The sequence below is a fragment of the Halomonas sp. M4R1S46 genome, from assembly GCF_025725685.1.
Lineage (GTDB): Bacteria > Pseudomonadota > Gammaproteobacteria > Pseudomonadales > Halomonadaceae > Halomonas.
Genome location: NZ_CP107008.1, coordinates 1657028 through 1682712, shown reverse-complemented (window position 1 = coordinate 1682712; position 25685 = coordinate 1657028). Strand labels below are relative to the sequence as shown.

Genomic DNA, 25685 nt, shown 5'->3' with positions numbered 1-25685 from the left:
CATGACTCGGAGATCCATTGCCATGACCGCAAGCGGCAAGCCACGGCTGTCCCCCGACGGGCAGCGCCTGACCCTCGACCTCGATGATCAGACCCGCGAGTTCGCGGCCCTGTGGCTGCGCGAGCGGACGCCCGACACCGAGACCCTGGACCCGCGCACCGGCCAGCGCCTGATCGAGGCCGCCGACCTGCCCCTGGATCTTGCCCTGGAACACGTCGAACTCGCTGGCGACGCCCTGGCGCTGCGCTTCAGCGACGGTCACGCCACACACTTTCCGCTCACCGAACTGCGCGCCGACACCGATGCCCGCGACACGATCGTCCCGGGCCGTACCCTGTGGGACGCCCGGCTGGCCGAGCCGCCCCGTACCGACTTCGTCGCCGCCCTGGACGACGACACCGCCCTGCTCGAGATGCTCGAGGGCCTGCACCGCTACGGCTTCGTGCTGGTCTCCGGCGTGCCCACCGACGAGGACGGCATGCAGGCGCTGATCGACCGCATCGGGCCGCTGCGGCGCACCAACTGGGGCGGCATCGCCGACGTCAAGTCGGTGGCCGACGCCTATGACCTGACCATGACCCAGCGCGGCCTGGAGCCGCATACCGACAACCCCTATCGCGACCCGATTCCCGGCTACATCTGGCTGCACTGCCTGACCAACGCCGCCGCCGGCGGCGACAACACCCTGGTCGATGGCTATCGCGCAGCCCAGCTGCTCCGCGAGCGCGATCCGGCGGCCTTCGACTGTCTGACCCGGGTCTCGCCGGGCTTTCGCTACAGCGACGACACCACCTGGCTGGAGAGCGAGGGGCCGCTGATCGAGCTCGACGGCCGGGGCCAGGTAATGCGGGTGCGCTACTCCAACCGCACCGAGCGCGTCGAGGCGCTGCCCGCCGAGGAGCTGGCCCGCTACTATGCCGCGCGGCGCGCCTTTTTCGAGCTGATCACCTCCGAGGAACTCACCGTGCACCTCAAGCTCGACCCGGGCCAGATGCTGATCATGGACAACTATCGCCTGCTGCACGGCCGCCGCGCCTACGAGCTTGCCGGGGGCGTGCGCCACCTGCGCCAGGGCTACGTGGATCGCGACAGCACCGCCAGCCGCCGCCTGGTGCTGCGCCGGCAACTGGCCGAGACCGGGGAGGTGGCATGAACCAGGCCTGCTTCCGCCACTTCGGCGAGGCCCGACGCGACGACTGGGCGCTGATCGACGACCGCTTCCGGGACTATGTGGCCGATGCCCCGCGCCGGGTGCTGGAGCACCTGCACCGCCTGGCCGGCGACACCCATGGCTACCCGGTGGATCGCTACACCCACAGCCTGCAGACCGCCACCCGGGCGTTGCGCGACGGCGCCGACGAGGAGATGGTGGTCTGCGCCCTGCTCCACGACATCGGCGACGACCTGGCCCCGACCAACCATGCCGAGATCGCCGCGGCCATCCTCGAGCCGTTCGTCGATCCGCTCAATGCCTGGATGATCCGTCACCACGAGCTCTTCCAGGGCTACCATTACCGCCATTTCTTCGGCCTGGATCGCCACGCCCGGGAGCGCTTCCGCGACCATCCCGCCTATGCCCGCACGGTGCGCTTCTGCGACGACTGGGACCAGACCAGCTTCGATCCCGACTACGACACCCTGCCGCTCGCGCACTTCGTGCCGATGGTGGAGCGCGTCCTGGGGCGCGCCCCCTTCGGCGGCCTGCCGGCGATCACCGAGGAGAGCGACGCGCCATGACCTGTGCCCAGCGACTGATCGAGCTGCTCGAGGCCCACGGCGTCGACACCGCCTTCGGCATCCCCGGCGTGCATACCATCGAGCTGTATCGCGCCCTGGGCGACAGTGGCCTCGCCCACGTCACGCCGCGCCACGAGCAGGGCGCCGGCTTCATGGCCGACGGCTACGCCCGGGCCAGCGGCAAGCCGGCGGCCTGCTTCATCATCTCCGGCCCCGGCATGACCAACATCGCCACCGCCATGGGCCAGGCACTGGCCGACTCGGTGCCGATGCTGGTGATCTCCAGCGTCAACCGCCGCGACACCCTGGGCCGCGGCCAGGGCCGGCTGCACGAGATGCCCCACCAGGGCGAGACGCTCGCCGGCGTCAGCGTGTTCAGCCACACCCTGCACGACCCGGAGGCGCTGCCCGAGGTGCTGGCCCGCGCCTTTGCGGTGTTCGCCTCCGCCCGCCCGGGCCCGGTGCATATCGAGATCCCGCTCGAGGTGATGGCCGCACCCGCCCCCGAGGCACCGGCCGCCGCCCCGGCGCGGGTCTTCCCGCCGGCCCCGGCTCCCGAGGCCCTGGCCCTGGCCGCCGACTGGCTCACCCAGGCCGAGCGCCCACTGGTGCTGCTCGGCGGCGGCACCGTCGCCGCCCCGGAGACGGCCCGGGCGCTGGTCGAGCGCCTCGACGCCCCGGCCTTCACCACCATCAACGCCAAGGGCGTGCTGGGCCTCGACCACTCGCTCGATCTCGGCGCCACCCAGAGCCTGCCCGCGGCGCGCCGCCTGGCCGCCGAGGCCGACGTGGTGCTGGCGCTGGGCACCGAGCTCGGCGAGACCGACTACGACCTGGTCTTCGACGAGGGCTTCCGTCTCGACGGCCGGCTGATCCGCGTCGACATCGACCCCCAGCAGCTGGGTCGCAACCAGGCCGCCGACCTGGCACTGCTCGCCGAGGCCGGCCAGGCCATGCGCGGCCTGCTCGAGCGGCTGCCTGGCGAAATCGACCGCGATGGCGCCGGCCGTGCCGCAGCCGTGCGCGGTGCGCTGGCCCTCGCCGAGGATCCGGAGCTCGCCCCCTATGTGCCGCTCTACGCCACCCTGCGCGAGGCGCTGCCCGAGGCGATCGTGGTCGGCGACTCCACCGGCCCGGTCTATGCCGGCAACTTCCTGGCCGCGATGCCGGACCCACGGCGCTGGTTCAACGCCGCCACCGGCTTCGGCACCCTCGGCTACGGCCTGCCCGCCGCCCTGGGCGCCGCGTTGGCCCGGCCGGAGCAGCCGGTGGTCGCCCTGGTCGGCGACGGCGGGCTGCAGTTCGTGCTCGGCGAGCTCGGCACCGCCCGCGATCTGGGCCGGCCGATGGCGCTGGTGATCTGGAACAACGATGGCTACGACGAGATCCGCCGCTACATGTCGGCCAGCGAAGTGCCCCATCTGGGCGTCGACCTGGCCGCCCCGGACTTCCGCGCCCTGGCCGAGGCCTATGCCTGCCGTCACCAGGGGGTGACCGACCCGGCGAGCCTGCACGACGCCCTGACCCGCCTCTTTGATGCCACGAGCCCGCTGATCATCGAGGTCGATGCCGCCGCCTGGGCGGCATCCCTCTGACGGCGCCGTCACCTCGAACGACCACCCTGAGGAGGAGATGACTGTCTCCTCCTCCCTGAAAAGGGAAGCGCTGATTTATGTCGCGAGCGACGAGAGGCTGGCCGCCGCCGGAGCGCAGGAACCGGAGTGTAGCCTGCTACATGAGGATTCCGAGCACCGCCGGAGGCCAGGATATCGAGCGCAGCAATAAATCAGTGTTTTCCAAAAGGAGACGTCCAAGAATGAAGACGCACTATACGACCCTGCCCCTGATCGCCGGCCTGGCCCTGGCCGGCCCCGCCATGGCCGCGGACCGCGACGACACCCTGCGCCTGGTGGTGCCACCCTGGCCGGGCGTGACCGTCAAGAGCGAGATCCTGGCCCAGCTCGTCGAGCCGCTGGGCTATGCCACCGACACCCAGGAACTCAGTTCCACGGTGGGCTACAACACCCTGCAGAACGGCGACAGCGACGCCTTCCTGGCCGGCTGGATGCCCGCCCAGCAGGAGAGCTACGACGCCGCCATGGACGCCGGCGCCATCGTCGACCTGGGCAACAACGTCAACGGTGCCCGCATGGGCTTCGCGGTGCCGGGCTACGTGGTCGAGGCCGGCATCACCAGCGCCGAACAGCTCGCCGACCCCGAGGTGGCCGAGCGCTTCGGCCGTACCGTCTACAGCATCGAGAGCGGTTCCACGGTCACCGACATGCTCGAGGGCGCCATCGAGGCCGACACCTACGGGCTCGGCGACTGGGAGGCCATGGCCTCCTCGACGCCCGGCATGCTCAGCGAAGTGGAGGCCGCCGAGGAGCAAGGCCGCTGGATCCTCTTCTACGGCTGGACGCCCCACTGGATGGTGCCGGAATACGACGTGCGCATCCTCGACGATCCGGCCGGCGTCTACGGCGCCGACAACGGCCGCAGCGACGTCAAGACCATCGTCGCCAAGCCCTACGCCGAGGCCAACCCCAACCTGATGCAACTGCTCGACCAGTTCGTGTTCTCGGCCGACGAGCAGAGCGAGTTCATCCGTGCCTACAGCCTGGAAGAGCGCGAACTCGAGGCCGTGGCCCACGACTGGCTGGCCGACCATCCCGAGCGCGTGGCCGCCTTCCTGGAGGGCGTCGAGACCCGCGACGGCCAGGACGCCCTGGCGGCAGTGAAGGCCAGCCTGTGAGCGACGCCCCCGAGATTTCCTGACACAGCGAGAGCGAGATGCGATTTTCCCGACTGACCGAGCGTATCGCCGGCGAGGGCGCCGCGGCCTGGGACATCCACAACCGGGCCCTGGCGCGCCAGGCCGCCGGTGAGGACATCACCGTGCTTTCGGTGGGGGACCCGGACTTCGACACCCCGGAGGCGATCGTCGAGGGCGCGGTGGCCAGCCTGCGTGGCGGCGCCACCCACTACCCCGACGTCCAGGGCAAGCGGGCCCTGCGTGAGGCCATCGTCGAGCGTTACCGGACCCTCGGCGTGGACGTCACGCCGGACAACCTGATCGTCATGGCCGGCGCCCAGTGCGGTCTGTATGCCGCCGCCCAGTGCCTGCTCGACCCGGGCGACGAGGTGATCGTCCCCGAGCCGAGCTATGTCACCTACGAGGCGGTGCTGCAATCGACCGGGGCGAGCATGGTGCGCATCCCGCTGCACGGCGACGCCGGCTTCCGCCTGGATCCGGCCGACCTCGAGGCGGCGATCACCCCGCGCACCCGGGCGATCCTGCTCAACAGCCCCCACAACCCCACCGGCCAGCTGATCGACGCCGAGGCCTGGGCCGCCATCGCCGCGCTGTGCCGGCGCCACGACCTGTGGCTGATCTCCGACGAGGTCTATGCCGAGCTGATCTTCGAGGGCGAGCATGTCTGCGCCGCGAGCCTGCCGGACATGGCCAGCCGCAGCGTGGTGGTCGACAGCCTCTCCAAGTCCCACGCCATGACCGGCTGGCGGCTGGGCTGGGTGCTCGGCCCCGAGGCGCTGATCGGCCATCTGAGCCACCTGGCGCTGTGCATGCTCTACGGCTGCCCGGACTTCATCCAGGACGCCGCCCGCGACGCCTTGCGCCAGCCCCTGCCCGAGCTCGACGCCATGCGCGAGACCTACCAGGCGCGGCGCGACGCCGTGGTCGCCGCGCTCGCCGACTGCCCGGCGGTGGAGGTCGTCACCCCCGCGGCGGGGATGTTCCTGATGGTCGACGTGCGCGCCACCGGCCTGTCCTCCCAGGCCTTCGCCGACCGCCTGCTCGACGAGCAGGGCGTCTCGGTGCTCTCCGGCGAGGCCTTCGGCCCCTCCGCCGCCGGCTTCGTGCGCTTGAGCCTCACCGTCGAGGAGGCACGCCTCGCCGCGGCCTGCCGACGCCTGGCGCGCTGCGCCGAGGACGCCCGCGCCGGCTCCCTTTCCACCATCGCATGAGTCGCCTATGACATCATCGAACCAAGCCCCCTCCCCCGACGCCTCCCACCGCCTGGCGGTGGAGGTCCGGCACCTCGTCAAGCGCTACGGCGACCTCGAGGTGCTGCGCGACGTCTCCCTGGAGGTCCCCGAGGGCAGCGTCACCTCGATCATCGGCGCCAGCGGCTCCGGCAAGAGCACTCTGCTGCGCTGTCTCAACCTGCTGGAACGCCCCGACCAGGGCGACCTGGCGATTGCGGATGAGACGATCCGCTTCGACCGCAATCCCCAGGGCGACATCGTCGGCCTCGACCGACGCCAGCTGCAGCGGCTGCGCGCCAAGGTCAGCATGGTCTTCCAGCAGTTCAACCTCTGGCCCCACTTCACGGTGCTGGGCAACGTCAGCGAGGCGCCGATGCGCGTCCAGGGGCTGTCCAGGCGCCGTGCCATCGAGCGCGCCGAGCACTACCTGGAGCGCGTCGGCATGGCCGACAAGCGCGATGGCTATCCGGCCTACCTGTCCGGCGGCCAGCAGCAGCGGGTGGCCATCGCCCGGGCGCTGGCCATGGAGCCGCGCCTGCTGCTCTTCGACGAGCCCACCTCGGCGCTCGACCCCGAACGGGTCAGCGAGGTACTCGGCGTGATCCGCGACCTGGCCGCCGAGGGCCGCACCATGGTGCTGGTCACCCACGAGATGGCCTTCGCCCGCGAGGTCTCCGACCAGGTGGTGTTCCTCGACCGCGGCTTCGTCGGCGAGGCCGGCTCGCCCGGAGAAGTGTTCGAGGAGAGCCGGGACCCGCGCTGCCGGCGCTTCGTGGCCCCGGCGGCCTGATCCGCTAATCCGCTTGGATCTCGTTTCCAGCCGTGCAACGAGATGAGCGCCGGGGACAAGGCGGAGCGAGGGTCTTTTGCCATGGGCGAGGCGGAAGGAGAAGAACATCCAGTGGATGTTCTTCCCGTCGAGCGGGTTGGCCAAGGATGGCCAACCCCGGCCCTGCAAGCGGCGCAGGATGCGAGAGCGCCGCAGGGCAAAAGTAGCGCCCATGGAAGGGTTCACAGCGCCCTCGCGATGGTCCGGCACCCCGGGGCTTGTTGCCGGGAAAGCTCATCGCCTGCGAGAACAGCGTTTGTTCGCAAGATCCACAATACCAAGGAGAACTGCATGAACCGTCCCCTGATCACCCTCGCCGCCGCGGCCGTCCTGGGCCTGTCCGCCACCGCCCAGGCCGCCGAGCCGCTGAAGATCGGCATCTCCGCCGAGCCCTATCCGCCCTTCACCTACACTTCCTCCGCGGGCGAGTGGACCGGCTTCGAGGTCGAGCTGGGCATGGCCCTCTGCGAGGCCATGGAGCGTGCCTGCGAGATCACCCCCACCGGCTGGAGCGGCATCATCCCCTCGCTCAAGGCCGGGCGCATCGACATGATCATGAACTCCATGTCGATCACCGAGGCGCGCCAGCGAGTCATCGACTTCAGCGAACCCTACTACTTCACCCCGGGTGCCTTCGTGGCCGCCGACGATCACGAGCTGAGCGGCCCCGACGATCTGGGCGGCCAGGTGCTCGGCGTGCAGGCCGCCACCACCAACGCCACCTACGCGCGCCGCGCCCTGCGCGACAGCGTCGGCGACATCCGCCTCTACGATCAGGCCGAGCAGGTCAACCGCGACCTGCTGGCCGGCCGCCTGGACGTGATCCTCGCCGACGAGATCGCCATGACCGAGTTCCTCGAGCGCGACGAGGCCGAGGGTTTCGAGATCAAGGCCACCGCGCCGCGCCACGCCGCCTACGGCGAGGGCGTCGGCATCGGCCTCCGCCCGGACGACGACGCCCTCGAGGCCGATCTCAACGCGGCCATCGCCGAGGTCCGCGAGGACGGCACCTGCAGCGCCCTGTCCGAAGACTACTTCGGCACCGACATCTGCACCTGATCCCGGTCCTCGACGACGCTCGTCCGGCAGGCGGTCCCGACCGCCTGCCGGTCTCGCCCTGTCTCATCAAGGACACGATTCTCCATGAACAAGGTTTCCCACGAGGGACTGCTCGACTGGGCCGGCCCCATCCTCCAGGGCGCCCTGACGACCCTCGAGATCGCCGTGCTGGCCTATGCCATCGGCCTGCTGCTGGGGCTGCTCGGCGCCAGCGCCCGGCTCAGCCCCTGGGCCCCGCTGCGCGGCCTGGCCACCGCCTACTCCACCGCGGTACGGGCGGTCCCCGAACTGCTGCTGATCATCCTGCTCTACTACGCCGGCTCCCAGGCGCTGACCGCGCTGACCAACGCCCTGGGGCTGCCCGGCCAGGTCGCCATCAACGGCTTCGTCACCGCCGTGGGCGTGCTGGCCTTCGTCCAGGGCGCCTACATGACCGAGGTGCTGCGCGGCGCCATCCTGGCCATCCCCCGGGGCCAGCTCGAGGCCGCCGACGCCTTCGGCTTCTCGGCCTGGACCCGCTTCCATCGCATCGTCGTCCCGGCCATGCTGCCCAACGCCCTGCCCGGGATGTCCAACCTGTGGCTGATCCTGATCAAGGACACCGCCCTGATCAGCGTGATCGGCTTCAGCGAGCTGTTCTTCACCATCCAGCAGGCCGCCGCCAGCACCCGCGCCCACTTCCTGTTCTACGCCGCCGCCGGCGTCATCTACCTGGCGATGACGCTGTCGTCCACGGCGCTGTTCACGCGCCTGGAACGCCGCGTGCGACGCGGTCAACCGCTGGGCGAGGAGGCCTGACATGGATTTTTCCTGGCTCCGGGACTCCTTCTATCAGGAGTACTTGATCGAAGGCTTCGTCAACACCCTCTGGCTGCTCGCCGTCTCCGCCATCGGCGGCCTGCTGCTGGCCGTGGCGGTGGCCATGGCACGCCTCAAGGGCCCGCGCCCGCTGGCCTGGGCCGCCCAGGGCTTCACCACGGTGATGCGCGGCACCCCGCTGCTGGTGCAGCTGTTCTTCTTCTACTACGGGGTCGGCCGGCTACTGGAGGGCATCCCCGGCGTGCAGGACAGCGTGATCTGGCCGCTGCTGCGCGACCCGTTCTTCTACGGCGCCCTGACCTTCATCCTCAGCGTCGGCGCCTACTCCGGCGAGGTGCTGCGCGGGGCCCTGGTGAGCGTGCCCCCTGGCGAGCGCGAGGCCGGCCGCGCCTTCGGCATGAGCCCCTTCCAGGTCTTCGCCCGGCTGTGGCTGCCGCGAGCCGTCCAGCTGTGCCTGCCGACCCTGACCGGCGAGATGATCCTGCTGCTCAAGTCGGTGCCGCTGGTCTCCACCATCGCCCTGATGGACCTGCTGCAGGCCGCCAACATCATTCGCGACGAGACCTTCCTGGTCTACGAGCCGCTGATGCTGATCGCCGGCATCTACCTGGCCATGACGGTAGTGCTGACCCTGGTGCTGCGCCAGGTGGAGCGCCACTTCCCCGGCATGCAGCCGACGCGCCGCCGCTGGCGACCCCTTCGTCGAGTCGAGACCGCCACATGCAAGCATTGACCCATCATTTCATCGACAACCGCTGGGTGGCGAGCCAGGGCGAGCGCCGCCTGCCGGTCACCGACCCCTACCGCGAGGCGATGATCGCCGAGGTCACCGCTGGTTCGTCCGAGGACGTCGACGCCGCCGTGGCCGCCGCCCGGCGCGCCCTGCCCGCCTGGCGGGCGCTCGGCGGCGCGGCGCGCGGCGCCTATCTGGACGCCCTGGCCAATGCCCTCGAGGCACGCCGCGGGGAGCTCGAGGCGCTGTCCAGCCGCAACAATGGCAAGCCGCTGGCGGAGGCCGAGCAGGACCTCAGCGATGCCATCACCTGCTACCGCCACTATGCCGGCGAGGCCCGGGCCCTGGACGCCCGCCAGGGCGAGGCCGTGGCCACCGGCGAGGCGAGCCTGGTGTCGCGCCGCTACCAGGATCCCGCGGGCGTGGCCGGGCTGATCACGCCCTGGAACTTTCCGCTGGTCAGCAGCGCCTGGAAGCTGGCCCCGGCGCTGGCCGCCGGCTGCACGGTGGTGTTCAAGCCCTCCGAGGTCACCCCGCTTCCCGAACAGGCGCTGGCCGAGATCGCCCTGGCGATCGACCTGCCGCCCGGCGTCTTCAACCTGGTGCATGGCGACGGCGAAGGGGTCGGCGCCCCGCTGACCGCCCATCCCGGCGTCGACAAGCTGTCCTTCACCGGCAGCAATCCGGTGGGCGAGGCGGTGATGGCCGCCGCCGCCCGCGGCACCCGCAACGTCTCCCTGGAGCTCGGCGGCAAGTCACCGATACTCGTCACCGAGGACGCCGACCTCGATCTGGCCTGCGAGCTGGTGCTGGCCGGCTTCTGCTACAACGCCGGCCAGATGTGCTCGGCCACCTCGCGGCTGCTGGTCCACGCGGCCGTCGCCGATGCCCTGCATGCCCGGCTGGACGCGGCCATCGCCGCGCTGGTGGCCGGCGATCCACTCGATGGGGCCACCACCCTGGGCCCGCTGGTCAACGCCACGCAGCGCGACCGGGTGAACGCCTACCTGGCGGCGGCCGAAGCCGAGGGGCTCGCCCCCACCACCTCGGACAGGATCGCCCTGCCCGATCACGGCCACTTCGTCGCCCCGCGGGTGTTCCGCGACGTGCCGACCGACAGCCGCCTATGGCGGGAGGAGATCTTCGGCCCGGTGCTCTGCACGCAGACCGTCTGTAACGACGATGAGGCGGTGGCGCTGGCCAACGACAGCGACTTCGGCCTGGCCGCCAGCGTGGTCGCCGGCGACCCGGCGCGGGCCGAGGCCCTGGCCGCCCGGCTCATCGCCGGCAGCGTCTGGTGCAACACCCACCAGGTGGCCCCGCCGGGGCTCGGCTGGGGCGGCATGAGGGGCAGCGGAATCGGCCGCGAGCTCGGCCGCGCGGGGCTCGAAGCCTATCTCGAGACCCGCTACGTCACCCGGCCGGCCTGAAGCGAGGCCTTCTCCCCGAACACAACGGCCGCCCTGAGGGCGGCCCGTTGTCGTCGCGATGTCCTCATCACGCCAGACGCGCCCCGTTCGGTACCGCCAGATCGGGCGTCGCCAGCACCACGGCGCCGTCGTCGCGATGAAAGCCGGTGACCAGGCACTCCGATTGCATCGGGCCGATCTGCTTGGCGGGAAAGTTGACGACGGCGACCACCTGCTTGCCGACCAACTCGCCCGGCTCGTACAGGTCGGTGATCTGGGCGCTGGACTTGCGCACCCCGATCGCCTCACCGAAGTCGACCCGCAGCCGATACGCCGGCCGCCTGGCCTCGGGGAATGCCTCGGCTTCCACGATCGTCCCCACGCGCAGTTCGACCCTGGCGAAATCTGCCCATTCGATCTGTTCCATGCTGCACTCCTCTCCTCATGCCATTCGCCAACTCTGCCTTTCCAGAGAACGCTCCAGGCGTTATCCCCGCGGTTGCTCCGAGAACGCTTCCTCGCGCTGCCGAGCCTTGCGGCTTCCTAGCATGCCACTACCGATCAGCGCCCCGCCGCAGATCAGCAGCGCGGCGAGCAACAGGGTCGGGCTGGGGGTGGCCAGGTCGGCGGCGATCAGCACCAGGGTGGAGAGCAGCGGCGTGGCATAGGCCAGCAGGCCGAGCAGCCGCACCCGGCCGCGCTTCATGCCCAGGTCCCAGGTGAAGAAGGCGCTGCCTACCGGGCCGAGTCCCAGGGCCAGGATCGCCCAGGGATTGGCGCCCTCGGGCCAGCCGAGGGGCTCCCAGGCGAGGTGGCAGACCAACGCCAGCGCCGCGGCGCCCAGGCAGTTCCAGGCCACCGCGGTGGTGGGAATCCTGGCCAACAGCCGCGAGGCCACCGAATAGCCGCTCCAGAGGAAGGCCGCGACCAGCGCCGCCAGGTAGCCGAAGGTGTACTCGCCCGCCCAGTCGAGGCCGTCGGGCCCCACCAGCAACGCCGCGCCCAGGAAACCGCAGACGCCTCCCAACAGATGGATGCCGCGCAGGCGCTCGCCCGGCAGCAGCCAGCCGGCCAGGATCACGATCAGCAATGGCCACAGGTAGCTGATCAGCCCGGCGTTGGCCGCCGGCGCGTTCTGCTGGGCGATGAAGTAGCAGAGGTGGTAGCCGAACAGGCCGCCGATCCCCAGCGCCCAGCCCAGGGGCGGCTGGTGTAGGGCGGCCACCAGGGCGCGCCTCTCGCCACGGGCGACGAAGACCAGCAGCGCCAGGCCGCCGGCCAGGCCGAAGCACAGGCCCGTGAGCAGGAAGGGAGGCACGGGCCCCGCCCACTGGGTGAACAGCGCCAGGGTCGCCCAGTTGAGCACCGTGGTTGCGCCCCACAGGGTGGCGCGGCGTGCCTCGGCAGGGGAAGCGGCCGACATCGCGAGTCTCCGGTCAGGGATCAGCGGTACAGTGTGACCGCCGGCGCCGGCGAGAACTTGTCGATTTCGGCCATCAGTGCGGCCGGCGGCGGAAGGCGCTCGGCGTCATGCCCCGCCAGCCCCGGAAGTGGCGGCTGAACTGGGCGCCATCGGCGAAGCCGCAGGCCAGGGCGATCTCGGTGATCGTGGCCTCGCTGGTGTCCAGCAGCCGGGCGGCCCGGGCCAGCCGCTGGCGCTGCAGCCATTGCCAGGGCGTGAGGCCGGTGAGCGCGGTCAGGCTGCGGCGCAGCTGCCGCTCCGAGAGGCGCGAGGCCTCGGCCAGCCGCGCCAGGGTCCAGGGCGCCGCGGGGTCGGCCTGCACCCGACGGGTCAGCCGCGCCATGTTCAGGCGTGGCCCGGTCAACGGCGGCGCCCCGGTCAGCCGCGACAGCAGGGCGTCGTCGTCCAGCCCCCGTCCCTCCTCGGGCGCCAGGCGCAGGAAGCGGATACGCTCGAACAGGGCCTCCAGGTGTGGCTCCCCCACCGGCAGGTCCAGCACCCGGCAGCGGTTACCGGCGACGAGCCCCAGGTAGTGATGGGTCGCCGCGGCGGGAATCAGGCAGACGCTGCCCGGGGCCACGGCGGCGCCGCGGCCCTCGATCTCGACATCCACGCGGCCGTCGAGGCCCACCAGCAGCTGGTGGAAGTCATGGGTGTCGCTCAGGCAGTCGAGGGGATAAGAGCGCTCCACGCTGCCCGGCAGTGCTGAGGTATCGGGGTCCATGATCGAAGGATGCCGCGAGATCGGCGAGGATGCCAGGGTTGTCGCCATGACCGGGCGGACCGCTATACTCGGGGCTTCTCCCCTGGACCCCGCAGAAGGAAGCATCGGATGTGCGACAAGCTCATGGCCGCCGTCGGGATCCCATCAAGGAAGTCGACGACAAGAAGGTCAGGATCGGCCATCCCTGGGCCTCGGTAGAGGTCTGCGGCGCCATGACCATCGCCGCCGGCGAGGAGCGCCGGATCCCCTTCGAGCTCCCCCTGCCGCTGCTGTTGCCGCTCTCGGTAGGCCGCCAGCATCCCAAGACCTGGGTCGCCACCCGAGCCGATATCGCCATGGCCCTGGACCCGCGCGACAAGGATCCCCTGCGCATCCTGCCGGGGCCGGTCCACCGCGCCGCCTTCGAGGCCATGGAGGCGCTGGGCTTCGTGATGACCGGCGCGCCACTGGAGCTGTCGCGCAAGAACCCCGCCACCGGCTGCCTTCAGGAGTTCGAATTCAAGCCCGCCCCCGGCAGTCGCTTCGGCCACCTGGACGAGGCGGAGATCGCCTTCCTGCCCGCCGCCCGGGGCGATGGCCTCGACCTGCTGGTGCAGCGCGATACCCGTGCCACGGGGCTGGGCTCGCTGCTCTCCGAGATGGCCGGCACCGATGAGTGCTTCTCCCGCCTTCCCCTCTCCGGCCGGGATTCCGTCGATGAACTGCGCGGCCAGCTGGCGTCGCTGCTGAGCTGATCACGATTCCGCGGGGACGCGACGATGTCGCGGCCCTGCGGCTGTCCCGTGTGAGATCGGCTTCGGCACCCCTCACTGCAGCAGGCGGATCAGCTCGGGCACGTGGGCCTGGCGATCCTCGATGCCGGCATAGAGCGCCTCGACCGCCGAGGCGAGCCCCCTGGCCGCGCCCAGCTCCTCGGCCATGGCATGGTAGTAGCCGAGGTCCTTGCTGGCGTTGGCCACGCTGAAGCGGAAGCCGGAGGGGTCGCCGGTCTCGATGAAGGGGCGCAGGCGCTCGAAGACCACCCCGCCACCGCCTCCCCTGCCCACCACCTCGAGGAAGGCCGCGTCGTCGATGCCCGCCCCTCGCGAGGCGGCGGCGGCCTCGGCGAGCACCGCCGAGAAGCCCAGCGAGACGAAGTTGTGGAGCAGCTTCAGGGTATGCCCCGCCCCCACCTCGCCGGCATGGGTGATGGTCTCGGCGAAGCTCGCGAGCAGCGGCCGGTACTGCGCGAAGAGCGGCTCCGGCGCCCCCACGATCAGGTTCAGCCGCCCCGCCTCCGCCTCCTTCGGCGTGCGGGTCATGGCGGCGTCCATGAAGCGTCCCCCGGCCCCGGTCACCCGCTCGGCCACCTGCCGGGTCGAGCTTGGCAGGGCCGTGGAGCAATCGATCACCACGGCATCGGGCGCGAGCCCCTCCAGCACGCCGCCGGGCTCGAACAGCACCGCCTCGACCTGGGGCGAGCCGGTCACGCAGAGGATGACGGCGTCGCTGGCCTGGGCCACCTCGCGCCCGGATGCTCTGGGTGTTGCACCAGCGGCCAGCAGGTCGTCTACCGGCTGGTTGCCGGGATGGTCGAGGAAGCACAGCCGATGACCGGCCTTCAGGATGTTGCGGGCGATGCCGTGGCCCATGAGGCCCACGCCGATCAGCCCGACCCGCATTGTCTGGGTCATTGTCGTCTCCTTTGGTGGCTGGGTTGAGGACGCCACCGCGTCATCCATGGCGGATGGCCAGGGTCTTCAGCCGGGTGTAGCTCCTGAGCCCCTCGAAGCCCTTCTCGCGGCCATGGCCGGAACGCCCCACGCCACCGAAGGGCAGCTCGATACCGCCGGCGGCCCCGTAGTCGTTGACGAACACCTGGCCGCTGCGGATGCCTTTGGCGAGACGCAGCTGGCGCCCGCCGTCGCGAGTCCAGATCCCCGCGCACAGGCCGAAGTCGGTGGCATTGGCCAGCGAAAGCGCCGCCGCCTCGTCGTCGAAGCCTTGCACCGCCAGCACCGGCCCGAACAACTCCTCACGCAGCACCGCATGGCCGGCCGGAATATCCGTCAGCAGCTGCGGCACCACGAAGTGGCCGCCGGCAGGCGCCCCCTCGGCCAGCCGTCCCTGGGCCAGCACCCGGATGCCATCGGCCCGGGCGGCCTCGAGCCTGGCCTTGAGGCCGGCCTTCTGCCGGGCACTGATCAGCGGGCCACAGTCGGCATCCGCCTCGCCGGCATCGCAACGCAGGGCCGAGAAGCGCTCGGCGAGGCGCGCCAGGAGGGGCTCGGCCACCTCGCGCTGGACCAGCAGGCGACTGCCGGCCGAGCAGGTCTGGCCGGCGTTCTGGATGATGCCGCGCACCACCGCCTCCAGCGCCGACTCGAGGTCGGCATCGGCGAAGACGATCTGCGGGGACTTGCCCCCCAGCTCCAGGGTGACCGGCACATGATGCGCGGCCGCGGCCCGGGCCACCCGGGTGCCGGTCTCGGGGGAGCCGGTGAACGACAGGTGATCGATCCGCGGATGGGCCGCCAGGGCGGCGCCCGCCTCGCGCCCCAGCCCCGGGACGACGTTGAGCACGCCCGGCGGCAGGCCCGTATGCATCGCCAGCTCGGCCAGGCGCAGCACGCTCAGACAGGCCTCCTCCGCCGGCTTGAGCACCACGCTGTTGCCCGCCGCCAGGGCCGCGGCGACGCAGCGGCCGAAGATCTGGGCGGGATAGTTCCAGGGAATGATCTGGGCGCAGACCCCGTAGGGTTCCCGCCAGGTCATCACCGCGAAATCGGTCTCGAAGGGAAGCGTCTCGCCGTGCAGCTTGTCCGCGGCCCCGCCGTAGAAGCGGAAGTAACGGGCACAGGCGGCGATGTCTCCGCGGGCCTGGGACAGCGGCTTGCCGGTGTCGGCGCACTCCAGGGCGGCCAGCCGCGCATGATCGGCCTCGATGGCCGCGGCGAAGGCCAGCAGCCATTCGCCGCGCCGGCGCGCGCTCCAGCGCGACCAGTCGCCGAGCCGGCCGGCGAAGGCGTCCCCCGCCGCCCTGACGGCGGCGTCGACCTCCTCGGCCTGGCCACGGGCGATGCACGTGATGGCCTCGCCCCGCGCGGGCGCCTCGACCGGCAGGGTCTCGAGGGTGGCGACCCAGTCACCGCCGATCAGGGCCTCGCGGCGGGGCATGTCGGGTAATGCAGGCATGTGTTGGCCTCCGTGTCGTGAGGGCGTCAATAGAGCAGGTCGACCAGCCCCAGCGAGATCCAGGGCAGGTAGGTGATGGCCAGCAGGCAGGCCAGCACCACCAGCACGAAGCGCATCAGCCAGGGCAGCAGCTGGTCGACGGACAGCCGGGCCACCGCGCAGGCCGCGAAGAGGTTGACGCCGAGCGGCGGCGTGAACATGCCCAGCGCCAGGTTCACCACGATGATCAGCCCGAAGTGCACCGGGTCGATGCCGTACTGGACGGCGATGGGAGTGAAGATCGGCGCGAGCACCAGGATCGCCGCCGAGGTCTCGATGAACATCCCGACCACCAGCAGCATGACGTTGACCGCCAGCAGGAAGGCGATGGGACTGTCGAAGACCTCGGTCACCCAGGCCGCCACCTCGCCCGGCAGCCCCGAACGGCTGATCAGGAAGCTGAACAGCGCCGCCGCCGCGATGATCAGCATCACCGCCGCCGTCGAGATCACGCTCTCCTTGAAGATCGGGAACAGCTCCGCCAGGGGCAGCTCGCGGTAGATCAGTCCGCCCACGATCAGCGCATAGACCACCGCCACGGCGGAGGCCTCGGTGGGGGTGAACACCCCGCCGTAGATGCCGCCGATCACCACCACCGGCATCAGCAGCGCGGCCCAGGCCCGCTTGAAGGCGGTCGGGAAGTCGTGGCGATCCTCCCGGTCACGCAGCCCGTAGCCGCGGATCTTGCAGAACAGGTAGAGGAACAGCAGCAGCGCGCCGCCGATCAGCAGCCCCGGGCCGATGCCGGCGATGAACAGCTTGCCGATCGAGGTATCGGTGCTCACCCCGTAGAGGATCAGCGGGATGGAGGGCGGGATCAGCACCCCGAGCTCGGCCGAGGAGGCCTGGATGGAGGCCGCCAGCGGGCGCGGGTAGTCGTGCTTGACCATCGCCGGGATCAGGATCGAGCCGATGGCGAAGGTGGTGGCCACGCTCGACCCGGAGACCGCGGCGAACATCATGCAGGTCAGCACGCAGGTCATGGCCAGCCCGCCCTGGAGGCCGCCGACCAGGGCCTTGGCGAGGTCCACCAGGCGCCGCGAGATCCCGCCGGCGGCCATCAGGTTGCCGGCGAGGATGAAGAACGGGATCGCCATGAGGGGGAAGTTGTCGATGCCCACGAACATCTGCTGGGGCACCAGCAGCAGCGGCAGGCGCGAGAAGAATTCGATGCCGATGATCGAGGCCAGCACGATCGAGACGGCGATGGGCACCCCCAGGCTGAACAGGATGATCAGCGAGAGTCCGATGGCGGCATTCATGGGCGTTCACTCCTGTCGTTGGGCTTGCCGGGGGCGACGGCATCCTGGGTGGGGCCGCCGGTCACCGGCATCGCGCCCTCGCCGGCCACCGCCGGCACCTCTTCCACGACCGGGCCGATGGTCTCCTGGCCGGCGGCCTGGGCGAGCAGGCGGGCGAGCACCGCGACCAGCGCGAAGCTGGCGCCCACCGGCATGGCGGCATAGGCCCAGGCTATCGAGACCTCGAGCCCCGACAGCATCTGGTTCTGGACCCGCAGCATCATGGCGGTGCCGAAGGTGATCAGCACCACCAGCACCACGGCGCAGCACGCGGCGATGAAGCCCTCCAGCCAGATCAGGCGACGCCCCGGCACCAGCTTGTAGATGACCTCCACGGACATCATGAACCCGCCCCGGAAGCCTGCCGCGGCCCCCAGGAAGACACACCAGATCATGGCCGAGCGGGAGATCACCTCGGACCAGGTCGACGGGGCATCGAAGACGAATCGCGTCATCACCTGGTAGAAGCCCAGGGAAACCGACACGATCAGCATGAGCACGGCGCCGAGCAGGGCCAGACGGGTGGTCTGGCGCTCGACCCTGAGAAAGAGTTGCAGCATCGTGGCCACCATCAGTGAAGCAGGGCCCCGGCACCCTGAGGGTGCCGGAGGGTCGGTTCAGCGGATCAGCAGTCGCTGGCGCGCACGCGGTCGAGCATCTCGCTGCCGTACTGGTCGGTGTAGATCTGGTAGGCCGGCTTGACGGCTTCCTGGAACGGCGCCTTGTCGATGTCCGTCTCCACGGTCATGCCCTTCTCGCGCAGCAGTTCCACGCCCTCGCTCTCGAGACGCGACACTTCCTCGCGGGTGGCCTCGGCGGAGGCCTGGGCGGCCTGTTCGAACCAGCCGCGCTGCTCCTCGGAGAGCCCGTCGAGCAGGATCGGCGAACCCAGCACCACGGCGGGCGAGTAGACATGCCCGGTCAGCGAGAGGTGATCCTGCACTTCCCAGAACTTGGTGGCGACGATCACCGTGATGGGGTTCTCCTGGCCGTCCACGGTGCCCTGCTGCAGGGCGGTGAACACCTCGGGGAAGGCCATCGGGGTGGGATGCACGCCCATCTGCTCGAAGGCCTCCATGTGCACCTTGTTCTCCATGGTGCGGACCTTGAGACCCTCGGCGTCGCCCGGCGAGGTGACCGGCCGCTGGCTGTTGGTCATGTGGCGGAAGCCATTCTCCGACCAGGCCAGGCCCACCAGGTCGTGGTTGCTCATCTTGTCGAGCAGGTCCTGGCCGACCTCGCCGTCGAGCACGCAGCGCGCCTCGTCGTAGTCCTCGAACAGGAACGGCAGATCGAGCACATAGGTCTCCGGCACGAAGTTGCCCAGCGGACCGGTGGAGGTGATCACCAGGTCCACGGTGCCGATCTGCAGGCCCTCGATCATGGCGCGCTCGCCGCCGAGGGCGCCCGAGGGATGCTCCACGACCTCGAACTCGCCGTCGCTGAGGCGCTCGAGGGTCTCCTTGAAGGCATCGGCCCCGACCGAGTAGTGGGAACTGTCGGAGAGGGTGTGGCCCAGGTTGATGGTCTGTGCCGCCTGGGCGCTGAGGGCCCCCATGGCGAGCGCGGCGGTCGTGGCACCGGTGATGGCGGTGGCCAGGGTGCGGCGTGCGAAAGTGGCTGTCATTGTTGTCACCTCTGTTGGCATTGATACGCTTGGGGAAACATCCCGGGGGGGTGGTCCCGGGATCAGGCACGTTCGTCCAGGAAGGCCTCGACGATCTCGTGGAAATCCTTGTCGCTCTGGAAGCCCAGCCGGCGGGCGCGCTCGTTGGTGAAGCGCGCCGGCCAGCTGCCGACGATGGCCTCGATGCGCGCATCGGGCTCGTGGCGCACCCGGGCCAGCGCCTCCTCTCCGGTCGCCTCGCCCAGCGCCTCGAGCATCTCGGCGACGCTGACGGTGATGCCCGGCAGCATGAAGGCCCGGAAAGGGCCCAGCGCCTCGCCCGGCACCTCGGCGCCGTGGATCAGCGCCTCGACCACCTTGGCCGGCGACATCACGAACAGCTCCAGGTCGGTGGGGACGGGGCAGACGGCCTCCTCGCCGTTCAGCGGCTCGCGCAGGATGCTGGAGGCAAAGCTCGAGGCCGCGGCATTGGGACGCCCGGGGCGAATGACGATGGTCGGCAGGCGCAGCACCAGCCCGTCGACGAGGCCGCGACGGCTGTAGTCGTTGACCAGCAGCTCGCTCATGGCCTTCTGGGCGCCATAGGAGTTCTGGGGGTGCAGCGCGGTCATGTCGTCGAGGACTTCCGGCAGGTCGCCGCCATAGGCCGCCACGGAACTGGCCATGACCAGGCGGGTATCGGACAGCCCCTGGGCGCGGCAGCCCTCGAGCAGGGCGCGGGTGGCGTCGAAGTTGACGCGCATGCCCAGGTCGAGGTCCGCCTCGGCCGCCGAGCTGACCACCGCGGCCAGGTGGTAGATGACATCGGGCCGGGCCTCCAGCACCGGGTCCAGGGCGCCCGGGGTGCTGATGTCCAGCGCCAGGGGCACCACCTCGACGCCCTCCCGGGCGATGGCGGGCGGCTCGGTCCGGTCGACCAGGGTCAGGCGGCGGATCGCGGTGCCATTGAGCGTGCCGCGATCGAGGAGCCGGTGCACGAGGCGCTGGCCGAGAAAGCCGGCGGCGCCGGTGATCGCTATATGCATGGATTCTCGCTTCCTGATCTAGAGGTTGTCGTGTCGGTACTTCCGGTCAGGGCTGGAGCCCGTAGTCGCGGCCCCAGCCCAGGCCGTCGCGGGTGTCGGCGGCCGGCCGGTACTCGCAGCCGACCCAGCCCTGATAGCCCAGGGCCGCGAGGCGCTCGAGCACCGCCGGATAATGGACCTCGCCGATGTCCGGCTCGTGGCGCTCCGGCACCCCGGCGATCTGCACGTGGCCGATGCGGGGCAGCAGACGCTCGAGGTGGCGGATCAGGTCGCCTTCCATGATCTGGCAATGGTAGAGGTCGAACTGCAGGCGCAGGTTGTCGGCCCCCACGGCCTCGAGGACCGCCACCGCCTGGTCCTGGCGAGAGAGGTAGTAGCCCGGCATGTCACGGGTATTGATCGGCTCGATCAGCAGCTCCCTGCCGGCCTTGGCCGCCTCCCCGGCGGCGAAGCGCAGGTTCGCCAGGTAGGTGGCGTGATGGGCCTCGCGGACCTCGGCATCGGCGTCCTCGGGCAGCAGCCCGGCCATGGCATGCACGCGCGGGCAGTCCAGCTGCGCGGCATAGCGCAGCCCCTCGATCACGGCGTCGCGAAACTCCGCCTCGCGGCCCGGCAGGCTGGCGAGCCCGCGCTCCCCCGCCGCCCAGTCGCCGGGCGGCAGGTTGAACAGCACCTGCTCGACGCCCGACTCGCGCAGCGCCTCGGCGATCCGCTCCGGCGCATGGGCATAGGGGAACAGGTACTCGACCCCCGTGAAGCCGGCATCGGCGGCCGCGGCGAAGCGGTCGAGGAAGGCATGCTCCTGAAACAGCATGCTGAGGTTGGCGGCCAGTCGGATCATGATCGGTCCTCGCTGTGGGTTCAGTCGCGCGGGAAGCGCGCTTCGAGCTCGGCCACCTGCTCGGGGGTCAGGCCGCGTGGCTTCTGCCCGCGCAGCAGCAGGTACAGCCTGGCGGTCTCCTCCAGTTCCTCGGTGGCATAGACCGCCGCCTCCAGCGACTTGCCGGCGACCACCGGGCCGTGGTTGGCCAGCAGCACCGCACTGTGGCGCCCGGCCAGCCCGCGCACGGCATCCCCCAGGCTCGGGTCGCCGGGAATGTGGTAGGGCACCAGCGGCAGGCGGCCCACCCGCATCACGTAGTAGGCGGTCAGCGGCGGGATGCAGTCGCAGGGGTCCACGTCGGGCAGACAGGAGACGGCCACCGAATGGGTGGAGTGGAGGTGGACGATGGCGCCCGACTGGGGACGCTCCTCGTACATCGCCGTGTGCAGGAAGTGCTCCTTGGTCGGCTTGTCGCCGTCGAGCAGCCGGCCGTCCCGGTCCAGGCGCGAGATGCGCGCCGGGTCGAGGCGTCCCAGGCAGGCATTGGTGGGCGTCATCAGCCAGCCGCCATCCTCCAGGCGCACGCTGATGTTGCCGCTGGAGCCCATGGTCAGGCCGCGGTCGAACAGCGACTGACCCAGGGTGGCGATCCGCTCGCGCAGCGCATTGATGGCATGAACGCTCATGGCAGCACCTCGAAGGCTCGGGTGAAGAAGTCCGGGCCACCGAAGTTGCCCGACTTGAGGGCCAGGGACAGCGGGGCCTCGCGATCGGCGAGCGGCGCCTGGGTCCAGGGCACCCCGGGATCGATCTGGTCGCCGATGCGCAGCGTGCGGATGCCGAGCGCCGAGACCACCGCGCCGGAGGTCTCGCCGCCGGCGACCACCAGGCGCCCCACCCCTTCCGCGACGAGCTGGCGGGCCAGGCGCCCCAGTGCCGCCTCGACCAGCTGGCCGGCGCGCTCGGTGCCGAGCGCCGCCTGGGCGGCCCGGACCCGCTCCGGCTCGGCGGAGGCATAGACCAGCACGGGACCGCCGGCCGCCAGCCGCTCCCGGGCGAAGGCCAACGCCGCCTGGAAGTGGTCCTCGCCCTCAGCGAGCGCCAGCGGGTCCAGGGCATGGCCCGGGTGGCGTTCGAGGAAACGAACGACCTGGCCGAGCGTCGCTCGCGAGCAGCTGCCCGAGAGCACCAGGGCGCTGCCCGACGCCGGGGCGAGGCGGCCGGGCTCGGCGACCTCGGCGAGCCAGCCCCGGCGCCGATACTGGGCGGGAAGGGCCTGGCCGAGCCCGGAGCCGCCGGTGACCAGCGGCAGGTCGACCACGGCCTCGGCGATCGCCTCGAGGTCCTGCTCGTCGAGGGTGTCGCAGATGACATGCCCGATCCCCTGCTCACGCAGCGCCTCCAGGTGCCGGCGGGTCGCCTCGCCGCCCTGGGCCAGCACCGGGCGGGCCGCCAGCCCGACCGGACGCGAGGCCTGGCGGGACAGCACCCGCACCAGGTCGGCGTCACGCATGGGGTTCAGCGGGTGGTGCTGCATCCCGCTCTCGCTCAGCAGCCGGTCGCCGACGAACAGGTGGCCCTGGTAGACGGTGCGCCCATTGATCGGGAAGGCCGGCACCATGACGGTCTGCGCCGCGCCGAGGCGCTCCATCAGCGCCTCGCTGACCGGGCCGATGTTGCCCGCGGCGGTGGAGTCGAAGGTCGAGCAGTACTTGAAGAAGACCTGGCGCGCCCCCTGGCCCTGCAACCAGTCGAGGGCGGCGAGGGAGTCCTCGACGGCTTGGGACGCCGGACAGGAGCGGGACTTCAGCGCCACCACCACCACATCGACATCCTCCAGCGGCAGGGGGCCCTGCGGCACGCCGATCACCTGCAGGCAGCGCATGCCGCTGCGCACCAGGTTGTTGGCGAGGTCGCTGGCCCCGGTGAAGTCGTCGGCGATGGCACCCAGTACGATCCCCATGGTCACGCCTCCCCCGGGTCGTTGGCCGCCTCGGGCAGCGCGATGCCCGACAGCCGCTCGTAGACCTTGATCACCGCCGAGTCGTCCTCGCGCCCGAAACCGGCGCCCTTGGCCGCGGTGAACTGCTGCAGGGCACTGGCGGTCACCGGCGTCGGCATGGCCAGCTCACGGCCGGTGTCGTGGACGATGTTGAGGTCCTTGACGAAGATGTCGACGGCGGACAGCGGGGTGTAGTCGCCCTTGAGGATATGTGGCACCCGGTTCTCGAACATCCAGGAGTTGCCCGCCGAATGGGTGATCACCTCGTAGACGGTGTCCGGGTCCAGCCCCATGCGGATACCCAGCGCCATGGCCTCCGCCGCCGTGGCGATATGCACCCCGGCCAGCAACTGGTTGACGAGCTTCATGCTCGAGCCGATGCCGGCCGCGTCACCCAGCCGATAGACGGTGGCCGCCATGCCGTCCAGCGCCGCAGCGGCCTTGTCGAAGGCCGCGGGCGTGCCGGAGGCCATCACCGAGAGCTCGCCGCGGCGCGCCTTGGCCGCCCCGCCGCTGATCGGCGCATCGAGCATCTCGAGCCCGGCCTCGGCCAGCCGCTCGCCGAGCCGGCGGGCGATGCTGGGGGCCACCGTTGCGCACTGCAGTACCACGCTGCCCGGGGCGAGGCGACCCACCAGGCCCTGGTCACCGAACAGTACCTGCTCGACCTGGTCGGCGTTGACGACCACCAGGAGCACGATGTCGCAGCGGGCGGCCAGTTCCGCGGGGGTGGTGGCCGTGCGCCCTCCCTGGGCCTCGAAGGCCTGGCGTGCCGGGGTCGAGACGTCGCAGCCGGTCACCGCCAGCCCCTGTTCGAGGAGGGCGGTGGCCGTGCCCATGCCCATGGCGCCCAGGCCGATGACCCCGATGCGCGGCGCGCTTGCGGAAATGTCACTCACCTTTCGATCTCCCGATGGTCGTGTGATTCGCGATGGTAGCGCTGTCATGTTAGCGCTAACATAGTTCTAGACGAGTGACTTTCCCACAGCAAGCCCAGTGTGCAAGGATGTGACCAATGTCTAATCAGGATCCCAGCAGGACACGGCGCCGCCGCGGTTCGACCCAGCCGACCCTCAAGGAGGTCGCGGCCGCCGCCGGCGTGTCCTCCATCACCGCCTCCCGCGCGCTGAACACGCCCGAGCGCGTCAACGAGGAGACCCGCAAGCGGGTCCTCGAGGCCGTCGACCGGGTGGGCTACGTGCCCAACCTCGTCGCCGGCAGCCTGGCGTCCGCCCGCTCCCGCTTCATCGCGGTAATCGTGCCGTCGCTGGCCAACGCCGTGTTCATCGAGGTGATCCGCGGCCTGCAGACGACCTTCGAGGCGCAGGGCTACCAGATCCTGCTGGGCAACACCGACTACGACATCGAGCGCGAGCACCGCCTGGTCAGGACCTTCCTGGGCTGGTCGTGTTCGGCACTGGTCACCGCCGGGCTGCGCCATACGCCGGCCTGTCGCGACCTGCTCGAGCATTGCGACAAGCCGGTGATGGAGGTCATGGAGCTGGGCGAGGCCCTGGACCTCAACGTCGGCCTGGACCATCGCGAGGCCGGCCGCTGCATGGCCCGCCACCTGCTGGAGCGTGGCTATCGCCGCACCGTCTACGTCGGCGCCTGCCTGGACAAGGACTACCGGGCCGGACTGCGCCTCGCCGGCCACCGGGAGGTCATGGAGGCGGCCGGGCGCGAGGCCCCGCTCATCGAACTGGACCGGCTGGGCAGCCTGGAGGCCGGCGCCGCCGGACTCGACCGGGTGCGCGAGGCCTACCCTCAGGCCGAGGCCATTCACTTCGCCAACGACGACCTGGCGGCCGGTGCCCTGCTGCACGGCTTCCGGCTCGGCCTGAAGGTGCCGGACGAGATCGCCATCGCCGGATTCAACGGCCTGGCCCTGGGCCAGCACCTCACGCCACGCCTGACGACGATCCGGTCCCCCCGCGAGACCATGGGACGCCAGGCCGCCGAACAGATCCTGCGGCGGCTGGATGGCAAGCGGGTCACCCGCCGCCAGTTGGATGTCGGCTTCGAGCTGCTGGTCGGCGAGAGCACCTGAGGCCTTCCAGGGTCACTCGCCGTCGGGCGACAGCGGCGCCCGGATCCGCTCGCGCAACCAGGCCCGCAGTCGGATGGGAACCACTCGACTCGCCCGGTGCCAGATCACCGGAACCAACCCGCTTTTCCGGGGCCACGTGACTTCGACGCCCCGGCCAAGGAGGAAAAGACCGATGAACAAGCGGATCCTGATCGTATTGACCTCGCACGACCGTCTCGGCGACACCGGCGAGAAGACCGGCTTCTGGCTGGAAGAATTCGCGGCCCCCTACTATGCCCTGAAGGATGCCGGTGCCGAGATTACCCTGGCCTCCCCCCAGGGCGGACAACCCCCGCTGGATCCCAAGAGCGACGCCGAGGACAGCCAGACCGAGGCGACGCGGCGCTTCAAGCAGGACCCGGAGGCCCAGGCCCGGCTCGCCACCACCCATCGACTCGCCGAGATGAACGCCGACGACTTCGATGCGGTCTTCTACCCCGGCGGTCACGGTCCGCTCTGGGACCTGGTCGACGACCGCGACTCGATCCGCCTGATCGAGGCCTTCTGGACCCAGGGCAAGCCGGTCTCGGCGGTCTGCCACGCGCCCATCGTGCTGCTGAACGCCAGGGACGCCTCGGGCAGGCCCATCGTCGAGGGACGCGAGGTCACCGGCTTCACCAACGGCGAGGAAGCGGCGGTCGGCCTGACCGAGGTCGTCCCGCAGTTGGTAGAAGACGCCCTGATCGCCCGGGGCGGCAGGTACTCCAAGGCCGAGGACTTCACCCCCTACACTCGCCAGGACGGGCAGTTACTCACCGGGCAGAACCCGCCCTCCTCCGCACCGGTGGCCGAGCGGCTGATCGCCATGCTGAAAGGATAACGAGGAGC

26 protein-coding genes are annotated in these 25685 nt (G+C 70.7%); 13 read left to right on the top strand and 13 right to left on the bottom strand.

All coding sequences use genetic code 11. From position 1 onward, the window contains the following. The first annotated feature begins 22 nt into the window (after nt 1–22). The 10 genes from OCT48_RS08030 to OCT48_RS07985 all read left to right on the top strand — a co-directional run bounded on the left by OCT48_RS08030 (nt 23) and on the right by OCT48_RS07985 (nt 10612). Nucleotides 23–1153 (top strand): TauD/TfdA family dioxygenase, encoded by a 1131-nt coding sequence (locus tag OCT48_RS08030; protein WP_263592174.1) that lies wholly within the window; start codon nt 23–25, stop codon nt 1151–1153. Beyond that, on the top strand, nt 1150–1737 hold the full coding sequence (locus tag OCT48_RS08025) for an HD domain-containing protein (RefSeq protein ID WP_263592173.1): 588 nt from the start codon (nt 1150–1152) through the stop codon (nt 1735–1737). The genes OCT48_RS08030 and OCT48_RS08025 overlap by 4 nt, the downstream gene beginning before the upstream one ends. Beyond that, a complete protein-coding gene (locus OCT48_RS08020) occupies nt 1734–3332 on the top strand; it encodes a 5-guanidino-2-oxopentanoate decarboxylase (RefSeq protein ID WP_263592172.1) in 1599 nt (532 codons plus the stop codon). The genes OCT48_RS08025 and OCT48_RS08020 overlap by 4 nt, the downstream gene beginning before the upstream one ends. Before the next feature lie 221 nt (nt 3333–3553). Further along, nucleotides 3554–4489 carry an ABC transporter substrate-binding protein gene (locus OCT48_RS08015; RefSeq protein WP_263592171.1) on the top strand — a complete coding sequence of 312 codons (936 nt, stop codon included), beginning with the start codon at nt 3554–3556 and terminating at the stop codon, nt 4487–4489. A gap of 38 nt (nt 4490–4527) precedes the next feature. Further along, nucleotides 4528–5721 carry a pyridoxal phosphate-dependent aminotransferase gene (locus OCT48_RS08010; RefSeq protein ID WP_263592170.1) on the top strand — a complete coding sequence of 398 codons (1194 nt, stop codon included), beginning with the start codon at nt 4528–4530 and terminating at the stop codon, nt 5719–5721. Between the two features lie 7 nt (nt 5722–5728). Then, on the top strand, nt 5729–6532 hold the full coding sequence (locus OCT48_RS08005; RefSeq protein WP_263592169.1) for an ABC transporter ATP-binding protein: 804 nt from the start codon (nt 5729–5731) through the stop codon (nt 6530–6532). Nucleotides 6533–6862: 330 nt separating this feature from the next. Further along, nucleotides 6863–7630, top strand: a complete 768-nt coding sequence (locus OCT48_RS08000; RefSeq protein WP_263592168.1) for a transporter substrate-binding domain-containing protein — start codon at nt 6863–6865, stop codon at nt 7628–7630. A gap of 84 nt (nt 7631–7714) precedes the next feature. Next, nucleotides 7715–8428, top strand: coding sequence for an ABC transporter permease (locus OCT48_RS07995; RefSeq protein WP_263592167.1), 714 nt, complete (start codon nt 7715–7717; stop codon nt 8426–8428). A gap of 1 nt (nt 8429) precedes the next feature. Beyond that, complete coding sequence (locus OCT48_RS07990; RefSeq protein ID WP_263592166.1) at nt 8430–9182, top strand: ABC transporter permease; 753 nt, start codon at nt 8430–8432, stop codon at nt 9180–9182. Next, a complete protein-coding gene (locus tag OCT48_RS07985; RefSeq protein WP_263592165.1) occupies nt 9170–10612 on the top strand; it encodes an aldehyde dehydrogenase family protein in 1443 nt (480 codons plus the stop codon). The genes OCT48_RS07990 and OCT48_RS07985 overlap by 13 nt, the downstream gene beginning before the upstream one ends. A gap of 67 nt (nt 10613–10679) precedes the next feature. Here OCT48_RS07985 and OCT48_RS07980 read toward each other — a convergent pair whose 3' ends face one another. The 3 genes from OCT48_RS07980 to OCT48_RS07970 all read right to left on the bottom strand — a co-directional run bounded on the left by OCT48_RS07980 (nt 10680) and on the right by OCT48_RS07970 (nt 12825). After that, nucleotides 10680–11018, bottom strand: coding sequence for a tRNA-binding protein (locus tag OCT48_RS07980; RefSeq protein ID WP_263592164.1), 339 nt, complete (start codon nt 11016–11018; stop codon nt 10680–10682). Nucleotides 11019–11078: 60 nt separating this feature from the next. Then, nucleotides 11079–12014, bottom strand: a complete 936-nt coding sequence (locus tag OCT48_RS07975) for a DMT family transporter (protein ID WP_263592163.1) — start codon at nt 12012–12014, stop codon at nt 11079–11081. 73 nt (nt 12015–12087) lie between these two features. Next, on the bottom strand, nt 12088–12825 hold the full coding sequence (locus OCT48_RS07970; protein WP_263592162.1) for a helix-turn-helix transcriptional regulator: 738 nt from the start codon (nt 12823–12825) through the stop codon (nt 12088–12090). 62 nt (nt 12826–12887) lie between these two features. Between OCT48_RS07970 and OCT48_RS07965 the strand changes: the two genes are divergently transcribed. Then, nucleotides 12888–13511, top strand: coding sequence for a sporulation protein (locus OCT48_RS07965; RefSeq protein WP_263592161.1), 624 nt, complete (start codon nt 12888–12890; stop codon nt 13509–13511). A gap of 72 nt (nt 13512–13583) precedes the next feature. On the opposite strand, the gene OCT48_RS07960 is transcribed toward OCT48_RS07965, so the two are convergent. From OCT48_RS07960 to ltnD, 10 genes are all read right to left on the bottom strand, one after another. Then, on the bottom strand, nt 13584–14450 hold the full coding sequence (locus tag OCT48_RS07960; protein ID WP_263592160.1) for an NAD(P)-dependent oxidoreductase: 867 nt from the start codon (nt 14448–14450) through the stop codon (nt 13584–13586). A 40-nt stretch (nt 14451–14490) separates the two neighbouring features. Next, nucleotides 14491–15951: an aldehyde dehydrogenase family protein gene (locus OCT48_RS07955; protein WP_263592159.1), complete on the bottom strand. Its 1461-nt coding sequence runs from the start codon at nt 15949–15951 to the stop codon at nt 14491–14493. Nucleotides 15952–15977: 26 nt separating this feature from the next. Continuing rightward, the gene (locus tag OCT48_RS07950; RefSeq protein ID WP_263592158.1) at nt 15978–17252 is read right to left on the bottom strand and encodes a TRAP transporter large permease; all 1275 of its coding nucleotides are present in this window, start codon (nt 17250–17252) and stop codon (nt 15978–15980) included. Beyond that, on the bottom strand, nt 17249–17851 hold the full coding sequence (locus OCT48_RS07945; RefSeq protein ID WP_263592157.1) for a TRAP transporter small permease: 603 nt from the start codon (nt 17849–17851) through the stop codon (nt 17249–17251). The genes OCT48_RS07950 and OCT48_RS07945 overlap by 4 nt, the downstream gene beginning before the upstream one ends. 65 nt (nt 17852–17916) lie before the next feature. Beyond that, nucleotides 17917–18918 (bottom strand): TRAP transporter substrate-binding protein, encoded by a 1002-nt coding sequence (locus tag OCT48_RS07940; protein ID WP_263592156.1) that lies wholly within the window; start codon nt 18916–18918, stop codon nt 17917–17919. A gap of 62 nt (nt 18919–18980) precedes the next feature. Continuing rightward, nucleotides 18981–19943: a D-erythronate dehydrogenase gene (gene denD / locus OCT48_RS07935; protein WP_263592155.1), complete on the bottom strand. Its 963-nt coding sequence runs from the start codon at nt 19941–19943 to the stop codon at nt 18981–18983. 46 nt (nt 19944–19989) lie between these two features. Continuing rightward, complete coding sequence (gene otnI / locus OCT48_RS07930) at nt 19990–20784, bottom strand: 2-oxo-tetronate isomerase (protein WP_263592154.1); 795 nt, start codon at nt 20782–20784, stop codon at nt 19990–19992. A 20-nt stretch (nt 20785–20804) separates the two neighbouring features. Continuing rightward, nucleotides 20805–21452: a 3-oxo-tetronate 4-phosphate decarboxylase gene (gene otnC, locus OCT48_RS07925; RefSeq protein WP_263592153.1), complete on the bottom strand. Its 648-nt coding sequence runs from the start codon at nt 21450–21452 to the stop codon at nt 20805–20807. Continuing rightward, a complete protein-coding gene (otnK, locus tag OCT48_RS07920) occupies nt 21449–22729 on the bottom strand; it encodes a 3-oxo-tetronate kinase (protein ID WP_263592152.1) in 1281 nt (426 codons plus the stop codon). Before otnK ends, otnC begins: the two co-directional genes overlap by 4 nt. A gap of 2 nt (nt 22730–22731) precedes the next feature. Then, nucleotides 22732–23658: an L-threonate dehydrogenase gene (gene ltnD, locus OCT48_RS07915; RefSeq protein WP_412031040.1), complete on the bottom strand. Its 927-nt coding sequence runs from the start codon at nt 23656–23658 to the stop codon at nt 22732–22734. A 125-nt stretch (nt 23659–23783) separates the two neighbouring features. Between ltnD and OCT48_RS07910 the strand changes: the two genes are divergently transcribed. Beyond that, nucleotides 23784–24818 carry a LacI family DNA-binding transcriptional regulator gene (locus OCT48_RS07910; protein WP_263592150.1) on the top strand — a complete coding sequence of 345 codons (1035 nt, stop codon included), beginning with the start codon at nt 23784–23786 and terminating at the stop codon, nt 24816–24818. A gap of 172 nt (nt 24819–24990) precedes the next feature. Further along, nucleotides 24991–25677: a type 1 glutamine amidotransferase domain-containing protein gene (locus OCT48_RS07905; protein ID WP_263592149.1), complete on the top strand. Its 687-nt coding sequence runs from the start codon at nt 24991–24993 to the stop codon at nt 25675–25677. The last annotated feature ends 8 nt before the right edge of the window (nt 25678–25685 follow it).

Bases quoted from the DNA above. Each gene is read 5' to 3' on its own strand.
- OCT48_RS07990 (WP_263592166.1), top strand. From the start codon at position 8,430: ATGGATTTTTCCTGGCTCCGGGACTCCTTCTATCAGGAGTACTTGATC.
- OCT48_RS07975 (WP_263592163.1), bottom strand. From the start codon at position 12,014: ATGTCGGCCGCTTCCCCTGCCGAGGCACGCCGCGCCACCCTGTGGGGC.
- otnK (WP_263592152.1), bottom strand. From the start codon at position 22,729: ATGGGGATCGTACTGGGTGCCATCGCCGACGACTTCACCGGGGCCAGC.
- OCT48_RS07910 (WP_263592150.1), top strand. From the start codon at position 23,784: ATGTCTAATCAGGATCCCAGCAGGACACGGCGCCGCCGCGGTTCGACC.
- OCT48_RS08010 (WP_263592170.1), top strand. From the start codon at position 4,528: ATGCGATTTTCCCGACTGACCGAGCGTATCGCCGGCGAGGGCGCCGCG.
- OCT48_RS07960 (WP_263592160.1), bottom strand. From the start codon at position 14,450: ATGACCCAGACAATGCGGGTCGGGCTGATCGGCGTGGGCCTCATGGGC.
- OCT48_RS08005 (WP_263592169.1), top strand. From the start codon at position 5,729: ATGACATCATCGAACCAAGCCCCCTCCCCCGACGCCTCCCACCGCCTG.
- OCT48_RS08030 (WP_263592174.1), top strand. From the start codon at position 23: ATGACCGCAAGCGGCAAGCCACGGCTGTCCCCCGACGGGCAGCGCCTG.
- denD (WP_263592155.1), bottom strand. From the start codon at position 19,943: ATGCATATAGCGATCACCGGCGCCGCCGGCTTTCTCGGCCAGCGCCTC.
- OCT48_RS08015 (WP_263592171.1), top strand. From the start codon at position 3,554: ATGAAGACGCACTATACGACCCTGCCCCTGATCGCCGGCCTGGCCCTG.
- otnC (WP_263592153.1), bottom strand. From the start codon at position 21,452: ATGAGCGTTCATGCCATCAATGCGCTGCGCGAGCGGATCGCCACCCTG.
- OCT48_RS07955 (WP_263592159.1), bottom strand. From the start codon at position 15,951: ATGCCTGCATTACCCGACATGCCCCGCCGCGAGGCCCTGATCGGCGGT.
- OCT48_RS07950 (WP_263592158.1), bottom strand. From the start codon at position 17,252: ATGAATGCCGCCATCGGACTCTCGCTGATCATCCTGTTCAGCCTGGGG.
- OCT48_RS07970 (WP_263592162.1), bottom strand. From the start codon at position 12,825: ATGGCGACAACCCTGGCATCCTCGCCGATCTCGCGGCATCCTTCGATC.
- OCT48_RS08000 (WP_263592168.1), top strand. From the start codon at position 6,863: ATGAACCGTCCCCTGATCACCCTCGCCGCCGCGGCCGTCCTGGGCCTG.
- otnI (WP_263592154.1), bottom strand. From the start codon at position 20,784: ATGATCCGACTGGCCGCCAACCTCAGCATGCTGTTTCAGGAGCATGCC.
- OCT48_RS07940 (WP_263592156.1), bottom strand. From the start codon at position 18,918: ATGACAGCCACTTTCGCACGCCGCACCCTGGCCACCGCCATCACCGGT.
- OCT48_RS07980 (WP_263592164.1), bottom strand. From the start codon at position 11,018: ATGGAACAGATCGAATGGGCAGATTTCGCCAGGGTCGAACTGCGCGTG.
- OCT48_RS08020 (WP_263592172.1), top strand. From the start codon at position 1,734: ATGACCTGTGCCCAGCGACTGATCGAGCTGCTCGAGGCCCACGGCGTC.
- OCT48_RS08025 (WP_263592173.1), top strand. From the start codon at position 1,150: ATGAACCAGGCCTGCTTCCGCCACTTCGGCGAGGCCCGACGCGACGAC.
- OCT48_RS07905 (WP_263592149.1), top strand. From the start codon at position 24,991: ATGAACAAGCGGATCCTGATCGTATTGACCTCGCACGACCGTCTCGGC.
- OCT48_RS07995 (WP_263592167.1), top strand. From the start codon at position 7,715: ATGAACAAGGTTTCCCACGAGGGACTGCTCGACTGGGCCGGCCCCATC.
- OCT48_RS07945 (WP_263592157.1), bottom strand. From the start codon at position 17,851: ATGCTGCAACTCTTTCTCAGGGTCGAGCGCCAGACCACCCGTCTGGCC.
- OCT48_RS07985 (WP_263592165.1), top strand. From the start codon at position 9,170: ATGCAAGCATTGACCCATCATTTCATCGACAACCGCTGGGTGGCGAGC.